This window comes from Polynucleobacter sp. 39-46-10 (genome assembly GCF_002282275.1).
Genome location: NZ_NCJB01000088.1, coordinates 1 through 9,262, shown reverse-complemented (window position 1 = coordinate 9,262; position 9,262 = coordinate 1). Strand labels below are relative to the sequence as shown.

The following is a 9,262-nucleotide window of genomic DNA, read 5'->3' as shown; positions in this document are numbered from 1 at the left end:
AACCGCAAAGCGACACATCTCAATTTCGTACAAACTGACAGAATCTTAGCATAGGGGCTATCAGTCATCAAAATGATATTATTTCTAAATGGAACAAGCTGCTAAAGAAACACTACCAATATCCCTAGAAGACGAAATGCGGCGGTCCTATTTGGACTACGCAATGAGCGTCATTGTCGGCAGAGCCCTGCCAGACGTGCGTGACGGACTCAAACCGGTTCATCGCCGGGTCTTATTCGCGATGTATGAATTAAACAACGATTGGAACCGTGCTTACAAAAAATCTGCCCGTATAGTTGGCGATGTGATTGGTAAATACCATCCACATGGCGATTCTGCGGTGTATGACACCATTGTTCGTATGGCTCAGGACTTCTCTCTGCGCTATATGCTGGTTGACGGACAGGGTAACTTCGGCTCTGTGGACGGCGATAACGCTGCTGCAATGCGATATACCGAGATCCGCCTTCGAAAGATAGCCCATGAGTTATTGGCCGATTTGGACAAGGAAACCGTGGATTTCGGGCCAAACTACGACGGTAGTGAGAAAGAACCCCTAATTCTTCCTGCAAAAGTGCCAAATTTGCTGATTAACGGTAGTTCAGGCATTGCAGTGGGTATGGCGACCAATATTCCTCCTCATAACCTGGATGAGGTAGTTACAGCCTGCTTGCACGTCTTACACAACCCAGAATGCACGATTGATGAGCTAATCGACATTATTCCTGCGCCGGATTTCCCGACTGCCGGCATTATTTATGGCGTTCAAGGGGTTCGAGAGGGCTATCGCACAGGCCGTGGCCGTGTGGTGATGCGAGCTAAAACCCACTTTGAAGATCTTGATAAGGGGGCTCGTCAAGCCATCATCGTCGATGAGTTGCCGTACCAGGTGAATAAAAAGAACCTGCTCGAGCGGATTGCCGAGTTGGTGAATGAGAAAAAAGTAGAGGGAATCTCTGATCTGCGCGATGAGTCTGACAAGTCAGGTATGCGCGTTGTGATCGAGCTCAAGCGCGGTGAAGTGCCTGAAGTGGTTCTTAATAATTTGTATAAGAGCACTCAGCTACAAGATAACTTCGGCATGAACATGGTTGCCCTGGTGGATAACCAGCCACGCCTATTAAATCTAAAGCAAATGCTGGAGTACTTCTTGCAGCATCGTCGTGAAGTAGTGACACGTCGCACAATTTTTGAATTACGTAAAGCGCGTGAGCGTGGTCATGTCTTAGAAGGTCTAGCGGTTGCATTAGCAAATATTGATGAATTTATTGCCATCATTAAAGCTGCTGCGAACCCAGTCATTGCTAAACAAGAGTTGATGAGCAAAGCTTGGGACTCTTCCATGGTGCGTGAGATGTTAGCGCGCGCGGAGACGGATACCCCAGGCGGTCGCAATGCTTACCGTCCAGAGGGCTTATTACCTGAGTACGGCATGCAAACAACTGGCCTCTATCGCCTGTCTGATAGTCAAGCGCAAGAAATTTTGCAGATGCGTTTGCAACGCTTGACTGGCCTTGAGCAAGACAAGATTGTGAATGAGTACAAAGATGTGATGGCAGAGATCTCTGATTTGCTTGACTTACTTGCTAAGCCTGAGCGTGTCACTCAAGTCATTGAGTCTGAATTGAAAGAAGTGCAGGCTGAGTTTGGTATTGCTGGTGGTGACTCTGGCCGACGTTCATTTATTGAAATGAATGCAACCGAGTTGTTCACGGAAGATTTGATTACTCCGCAAGATATGGTGGTCACGCTTTCTAACACTGGTTACATGAAGAGTCAGCCTCTGAGTGAATACCGTGCGCAAAAACGTGGTGGTCGTGGCAAACAAGCTGCCGCTACGAAGAATGAAGATTGGATTGAAACCCTCTTCGTTGCGAATACACATGACATTATTCTGTGCTTCTCTGATCGTGGACGTATGTACTGGCTCAAAGTGTGGGAAGTTCCACAAGGAAGCCGTAACTCACGTGGCAAGCCGATCGTCAATATGTTCCCTTTGATTGAAGGCGAAAAGATCACCGTGATTCTCCCGATCAAGGGGTATCAAGATGATCATTACGTATTTATGGCTACCAGCTTGGGTACTGTCAAGAAGACACGTTTGTCTGACTTCTCCAATCCACGCAAGGCCGGAATTATTGCTGTCGACTTAAATGAAAGCGACTTCTTAGTTGGCGCAGCCATCACTGATGGTCAGCATGACGTGATGCTGTTCTCTGATGCCGGTAAAGCAGTGCGCTTTGATGAGAATGATGTGCGTCCAATGGGCCGTACTGCACGCGGTGTGCGCGGTATGAACTTGGGCGAAGGTCATCAAGTGATCGCGATGTTGGTTGCGCCAGCCGAAGCCGCTGAGGGTGCTGAGGCAGCTGTCGTTGATGCGAATGGCCTTGCTATTCCGAGCAGCGTATTGACTGCAACTGAAAATGGTTTTGGTAAGCGCACTCCTATCGGTGAATACACCCGTCATGGTCGCGGTACTAAAGGCATGATCGCAATCCAGACAACTGAGCGTAACGGTAAGGTGGTTGCTGCTTCCTTGGTATCTCCTGAAGATCAAATTATGTTGATTACTACGGGTGGTATCTTGGTGCGCACACGTGTTTCAGAGATTCGTGAGATGGGGCGCGCAACACAAGGCGTCACTTTGATCAATGTCGATGAAGGTACGCGTTTATCTGGCTTGCAGCGAATTGCTGAAAGCGATTCTGATGATGACAATGATTTGGATGATGGTGAAGATCTTGAAGGTGGAGATGTTTCTGCCGATCCAGCGGTTGACTCCAATTCTGATGAAGCTGGTGATGCCTAATTGGCATTCATATAAGGTTAAATAATTCATCATGACGTTTGACCGCCGCATTTTCAATTTCGCTGCGGGGCCCGCTACCTTGCCTGAAGAGGTATTGAAGCAGGCTGCTGCAGAGATGTTGAATTGGCAGGGCTTAGGCGCTAGCGTCATGGAAGTAAGTCATCGCGGCAAAGAGTTCATGGCCCTTTATGAGGAAGTGCTACAAGACTTACGCACGCTCATGGGTATCCCGGATTCCTATGAAATATTGATGCTTCAAGGTGGTGGCTTAGGTCAAAATGCAGCCATTCCAATGAACCTCATGCCCCTGGCCAAGAATGGCCCTAAGGCAGATTTCTTGGTCACTGGCATCTGGTCTGAAAAGTCATTTAAAGAAGCTGAAAAATATGGTGTTGCACACCTAGCTGCATCTTCAGTATCTAAAAAATTCAATACGATTCCAGATCGCTCTACTTGGCAACTATCGGACGATGCTGCTTACGTTCATTACTGTGCTAATGAAACTATTGGCGGCGTAGAGTTTCCAGATGTGCCGGATGTCAATGGCAAGTTATTAGTTGCAGATATTTCTAGCAACATCCTTTCTAAGGAAATGGATGTCACAAAATGCGGCGTCTGGTTTGGTGGTGCACAAAAGAATATTGGCCCATCTGGCGTGACGATTGTGATCGTGCGCAAGGACCTGATGGGTAACAGCATGAAGATTACTCCCTCGATTTGGGATTGGTCTAAGCAAGCAGCAACCGACTCGATGCTCAATACGCCACCAACTTTTTCAATCTATATGGCTGGGCTGGGATTTAAGTGGTTGCTCAAGCAGGGTGGTGTAAAGGCGATCGAGAAGCGCAATCAAGAAAAAGCAGAGTTACTCTATAACTTCCTGGATCAAAGCAGTCTTTATGAGAATCGAATTCCTAAAGAATATCGCTCCAGAATGAATGTCACATTCTTCTTGAAGGATGAAAATTTGAATGTTCAGTTCTTAGAGCAATCCAATGCAGCAGGCTTAGTTGCCTTGCGTGGTCATAAGGCGGCCGGCGGTATGCGCGCCAGTATTTACAACGCAATGCCGCTAGAAGGCGTCAAGGCCTTGGTGGAATTTATGCGTGACTTTGAAAGGCGTGCCTAATGAGCTCTCAAGACCAGAGTACTGAAGAACAGCGCCTAGCGCCAATTCGTGACAAGATCGATACGCTCGATGCACAAATTTTAGATTTACTGACTCAGCGAGCTAAAGCTGCGCAAGAAGTGGGTCATATTAAAGGTGGGTTTTCTTCTCCAGTGTTTAGGCCTGAGCGTGAGCGACAAGTTGTTGCGCGCTTACAAGAAATCAGTAAGGGCCCCTTATTACCCGATGGCATCGCTGCTATTTGGCGTGAAGTAATGTCTGCTTGTCGCGCCCTGGAGTCTCGCCAGACAATCGCCTATCTTGGACCAGTGGGAACATTTTCTGAGCAAGCAGCCCAAACTTACTTTGGCCACTCGATTGCAGGTCTACCTTGCAACAGTCTTGATGAAGTGTTTAAGGCGGTTGAAAAGGGTGCAGCTCAATTCGGAGTAGTTCCGGTTGAGAACTCTAGCGAGGGTGCCATCTCTCGTACTTTAGATTTACTTCTAGATTCTCCAATGCGCATTAGCGGTGAAGTAGTGCTGCCTATTCGTCACCATCTCTTAACGAAGAGTGGCAAGCTAGATGGCGTCACAACCGTATGTGCACATGCCCAAGCTTTGGCCCAATGTCAGCAATGGTTGAGTTTGCATGCTCCCCACTTAAAGCGTCAGGCAGTCAGTAGTAATGCCGAAGCTGCCCGAATGGCATCCATTGATCCAAGTTTGGCAGCAATTGCTGGTGATCCTGCACAAGAAGCTTATGGATTACAGGCGGTTGCTGCGCAGATTCAGGATGATCCGCATAACCGAACACGTTTTGTTGTGGTTGGCACTTACGAATGTCAGTCCACCGGAAAAGATCAAACCTCTTTAGTCTTGTCGGTGGATAACCAGCCTGGTGCGGTACATCGCTTGTTAGAGCCCTTGGCGAAGCATGGGGTTTCCATGAATCGCTTTGAGTCTCGTCCGGCTCGCAAGGGAACTTGGGAGTATCACTTTTATATCGATGTGTCGGGACATGCTGAAGATGCGAAAGTAGCTAAAGCATTAGAGGAGTTAAAAACGACGGCTGCTTTTTACAAAAATCTCGGCTCATATCCTCATTCAGCATGACATCAAAATCCAATATTGGTTTAAAGCATATTCATGCCATCGCGCCTTATGTTGGCGGTCGACCTATTAGTGAAGTTGCACGTGAATACGGCCTTGATGAAAACAAGATTGTGAAACTTGCATCCAATGAGAATCCATTGGGTATGCCTAAGTCGGCGCAAGATGCGATGCTCAAGGCTGCGAATGATTTGGGTCGTTACCCAGACTCCAATGGCTTTGAATTAAAGAATGTGTTGTCAGCACGCTTAGGTGTTCCGACGGATTGGATTACTCTAGGCAATGGCAGTAATGACATCTTGGAATTGGCTGCACGTGCAGTTGCTCAAGCTGGCGATGAAGTGATTTTTTCTAAACATGCTTTTGCTGTTTATCCATTAGCTACTCAAGCTGTTGGCGCTAAAGCAGTTGAAGTGGCTGCCACTGAAATGTATGGTCATGATCTGCCTGCCATGCTTCATGCGGTAAAAGCTGCTGGTGATAAAGCTAAGTTGGTATTTGTGGCCAATCCAAACAATCCTACTGGTAGCTACTTAACTGCGAAAGAGATCGAGAATTTCTTAATTGCTGTACCTGCTCATGTTGTGGTGGTCTTAGATGAGGCCTATAACGAGTACCTTACGCCAGAGCAGCGTTATGACGCGATTGCTTGGGTCAAGCGTTTCCCTAATATGATTTTGTCGCGCAGCTTTTCGAAGGCGTATGGCTTGGCTGGTTTACGTATTGGTTATGGTGTAGCGCAGCTCGCATTGACGGATTTACTTAATCGTATTCGTCAGCCATTTAACGTCAATAGTCTTGCGCAAGCAGCCGCTATCGCAGCGTTTCAGGATTCCACCTTCTTGCAACAAGGCTTTGAATTAAACTGCGCTGGCTTTGCTCAACTCACCGAAGCATTTGATGTACTTGGCCTAACTTATCTGCCATCAGCAGGTAACTTTGTGTTGGTGAAAGTGGGCGAGGATGATGGTGCTGGCGCTCGTATTAATTTGGAGTTGCTGAAGCGCGGCATTATTGTTCGCCCAGTTGGAAATTACGGCCTGCCACAATGGCTGCGTATTTCTATCGGCTTACCTGAAGAGAATGCGGCTTTTATTGCCGCCTTTAAAGATATTTTGGCGCAGCAGTAATTCAAAATTAATAGATACATTTAAGAAGCCCAATGGCCATCATCAATCCATCCAGTAATTACGGCACCGTCACTATTGTTGGCGTTGGTTTGATTGGTGCCTCTCTAGGTTTGGCATTAAAAAAAGCAGGCGTAGTCAGCAAGGTCTTAGGTGTTGGCCGTAGCGCTACAAATTTAGATCAAGCGCTCAAGATGGGTGCGATTGATGCTGTTGTGGATTTAGTTGAGGCGGCAAAGCAATCTGATGTGATTGTCTTGTGCGTGCCCGTGGCGCAGATGCGCGCTGCCTTTGAGGTGATTGAGCCGTACTTAGAGCCTCGCACTATGTTGACTGATGCCGGCAGCACCAAAGGCGATGTGATTTTGGCTGCCAAAGAAGTCTTGGGTAAAAAAGCTTGTCAGTTTGTGCCGGCGCATCCGATTGCAGGTGGTGCACAACATGGCGCTAGCGCTGCCAAAGCAGATTTATTTGAAGGCAAGCAGACCATTCTTTGTCCTCTACAAGAAAATTCACCACAAGATACGGATCTCATTGAGGGCTTTTGGCAATCTGTGGGCTCTGTTGTTAAGAAAATTTCTTGTGTGCAACATGATGCTATCTACGCAGCAGTTTCTCATTTGCCACATATTCTGTCTTACGCCTTGATGGCAAGCGTAGTGAATTCTGAGGATGCTGATCAAAAGCTCAGTCATGTTGGTGCAGGTTTTAAGGATTTCACGCGCATTGCTGCTTCAAGCCCTGAAATGTGGCGCGACATTTGCTTTGGTAATCGCACTGCAGTTCTGAAAGAGCTCGATCAATATCTGCTAATCGTCAATCATATGCGTAAGCTGATTGCTGATAATGATGGTGCAGGCTTAGAAAAGTTATTCAATAAGGCTAGTAAAGCGCGTCAAGATTTGGATGTGCTTTGATGAGTGGCTTGCCGGATATCAAAATTGGACCATTCAAACGGGCGCAAGGCTCGATTGTCTTGCCAGGGTCAAAAAGTATTTCGAATCGCGCATTGTTATTAGCCGCTTTATCTTCGGGCACGACAACCCTCAAGAATTTGCTGGATGCTGACGATACTCAGGTCATGTGCAATGCGCTTCGCCAGTTGGGTTTATCCGTAACCGATCAAGCGGATAAAGTCTGCGTGGTTGAAGGCTGCGGTGGTAAATTCCCAGTCCAAAACGCAGATCTCTTTATGGGTAATGCGGGTACAGCTATTCGCCCCTTAACGGCGGCCTTGGCAATGCAGGGTGGTAACTACCGCTTGTCTGGTGTGCCTCGCATGCATGAGCGCCCCATTCGGGATCTAGTGGATGGCTTACGCCAAGTTGGCGCAAAGATTGATTACGAATTGCAAGACGGATACCCGCCGATCAAGATTATTGCGGCTGATATTCAAATCAAAGATGTTGTGAAAGTGCGCGGCGACGTCTCTAGCCAATTCCTGACGGCCTTGTTGATGGCTTTGCCTTTGGTGGCAAAAGAGCCTGTCAAGATTGAGGTGATCGGTGAATTGATTTCTCGCCCTTATATCGACATCACACTCAAGCTCATGGCATGCTTTGGTGTCAGGGTAGCCTGCCCTGATGCACAGTCATTTGTGATTCCCGCTAAAACTGCTGATTCCGTATATAAAAGCCCCGGTGTCTTATCAGTTGAGGGTGACGCATCCTCTGCCTCTTATTTTTTAGCGCTGGGCGCAATTGGTGGGGGGCCAGTGCGTGTCTTAGGTGTTGGTAGTGAGAGTATTCAGGGTGATGTTGCTTTTGCTGATGCACTCGCATTAATGGGTGCAAAGATTTCTTCTGGGGAAGATTGGATTGAAGTTGCTGGTGTGAAGAATGCCAATAGCAAGCTCAACGGCATCACTATTGATTGCACAGAAATTCCGGATGCGGCGATGACATTGGCTGTTGCCGCGTTATTTTCTGAAGGCCCGACCCGCTTAAATAATATTGCTAGTTGGCGCGTGAAAGAAACTGATCGTATTGCAGCGATGGCGAAGGAGTTGAAAAAAGTTGGCGCTATCGTTGAGGAGGGCGCTGACTACATCGTGGTGCAAGCCCCTCAATCGCTCGCTGACTGGAAGTCTCCTGCAGAGGGCATCGATACTTATGATGACCATCGCATGGCGATGTGTTTCTCATTAGCTGCTTTTGGCCCCAATGCGCTCCAAATTAATGATCCGAACTGTGTTGCCAAAACTTTCCCAACCTACTTTGCAGAGTTTGCAAAGATTGTCTCCTAGAGCTAATGAATTTGCCTCCAGTCATCGCCATTGATGGACCTACCGCCTCTGGCAAAGGGACAGTTGCGTCCTTGGTAGCTGAACAGCTGGGATTTCATTATTTGGATAGTGGGGCACTATATCGACTGGTTGCCTTGGGCAGTCAAAAAGAATCTATTAATCCTCAAAATGGCTCAGAACTGGGTATTTTGGCTAAAAAACTGGTAATTTCTTTTAAAAATGGCCAAATTTTGCTCAATTCTGAAGATGTAACTGAAGCCATTCGTACAGAAAGCATTGGCTTGCGTGCTTCAGCAATTGCAGTCCATCCAGAGGTTAGGCAAGCTTTGGTGGGGGTTCAGCATGGTTTTAGATCCACTCCAGGCCTAGTGGCCGATGGCCGTGACATGGCCAGTGTGATATTTCCTGATGCAGTTTTGAAGGTTTTCCTCACTGCAACGGCTGAGGCCAGGGCCGAACGTCGGTATAAGCAATTGATAGCTAAGGGAATTTCTGCTAAACTCGACGACTTGCTGCACGATTTACAAGAGCGCGATGCCAGAGACAGTAGTCGAGGTGCCGCACCTTTGTTAGTTGCAGACGGTGCCAAAGTGCTGGAAACATCAGACTTATCGATAGATCAAGCAGTTAAGACGGTTTTAGATTGGTATCAATCAAAAATAGCTTAATTTTTGGTGGGCAGTAGAAGTTGTTTTGGCGTCTTAAGAAACTCTACAACGCGATTTTCTAATTGAGCGTGTTTCTTGGGGCTTTTTTAATCTAACCCGTCAGGCCTTCTGGCGGCACAAAGTGAATATATAAATGTCTGAATCATTTGCAGAACTATTTGAAGAATCATTAACCCGATCGAATATGAAG

The 9,262-nt window shown here is 47.2% G+C and carries 7 protein-coding genes; all 7 read left to right on the top strand.

Annotated features, from left to right (window positions below):
• Positions 1-88: 88 nt before the first annotated feature.
• The 7 genes from gyrA to cmk are packed head-to-tail and all read left to right on the top strand — an operon-like array spanning position 89 to position 9,072.
• A complete protein-coding gene (gene gyrA, locus B7X71_RS08645; RefSeq protein ID WP_293600525.1) occupies positions 89-2,812 on the top strand; it encodes a DNA gyrase subunit A in 2,724 nt (907 codons plus the stop codon).
• Positions 2,813-2,843: 31 nt separating this feature from the next.
• Positions 2,844-3,941: a 3-phosphoserine/phosphohydroxythreonine transaminase gene (gene serC / locus B7X71_RS08640; RefSeq protein WP_293600524.1), complete on the top strand. Its 1,098-nt coding sequence runs from the start codon at positions 2,844-2,846 to the stop codon at positions 3,939-3,941.
• Positions 3,941-5,035: a prephenate dehydratase gene (pheA, locus tag B7X71_RS08635; RefSeq protein WP_293600523.1), complete on the top strand. Its 1,095-nt coding sequence runs from the start codon at positions 3,941-3,943 to the stop codon at positions 5,033-5,035. The genes serC and pheA overlap by 1 nt, the downstream gene beginning before the upstream one ends.
• A complete protein-coding gene (gene hisC, locus B7X71_RS08630; RefSeq protein WP_293600522.1) occupies positions 5,032-6,162 on the top strand; it encodes a histidinol-phosphate transaminase in 1,131 nt (376 codons plus the stop codon). Before pheA ends, hisC begins: the two co-directional genes overlap by 4 nt.
• 32 nt (positions 6,163-6,194) lie before the next feature.
• Positions 6,195-7,076, top strand: coding sequence for a prephenate dehydrogenase/arogenate dehydrogenase family protein (locus B7X71_RS08625; protein ID WP_293600521.1), 882 nt, complete (start codon positions 6,195-6,197; stop codon positions 7,074-7,076).
• A gap of 8 nt (positions 7,077-7,084) precedes the next feature.
• Entirely contained in the window at positions 7,085-8,404 is a 1,320-nt protein-coding gene (aroA, locus tag B7X71_RS08620) for a 3-phosphoshikimate 1-carboxyvinyltransferase (protein WP_293600526.1), read from the top strand.
• Positions 8,405-8,409: 5 nt separating this feature from the next.
• Positions 8,410-9,072, top strand: a complete 663-nt coding sequence (gene cmk / locus B7X71_RS08615; protein ID WP_293600520.1) for a (d)CMP kinase — start codon at positions 8,410-8,412, stop codon at positions 9,070-9,072.
• Positions 9,073-9,262: the final 190 nt, after the last annotated feature.

Coding starts and splice junctions, on each gene's coding strand:
- gyrA (WP_293600525.1), top strand. CDS start 89: ATGGAACAAGCTGCTAAAGAAACACTACCAATATCCCTAGAAGACGAA.
- serC (WP_293600524.1), top strand. CDS start 2,844: ATGACGTTTGACCGCCGCATTTTCAATTTCGCTGCGGGGCCCGCTACC.
- pheA (WP_293600523.1), top strand. CDS start 3,941: ATGAGCTCTCAAGACCAGAGTACTGAAGAACAGCGCCTAGCGCCAATT.
- hisC (WP_293600522.1), top strand. CDS start 5,032: ATGACATCAAAATCCAATATTGGTTTAAAGCATATTCATGCCATCGCG.
- B7X71_RS08625 (WP_293600521.1), top strand. CDS start 6,195: ATGGCCATCATCAATCCATCCAGTAATTACGGCACCGTCACTATTGTT.
- cmk (WP_293600520.1), top strand. CDS start 8,410: ATGAATTTGCCTCCAGTCATCGCCATTGATGGACCTACCGCCTCTGGC.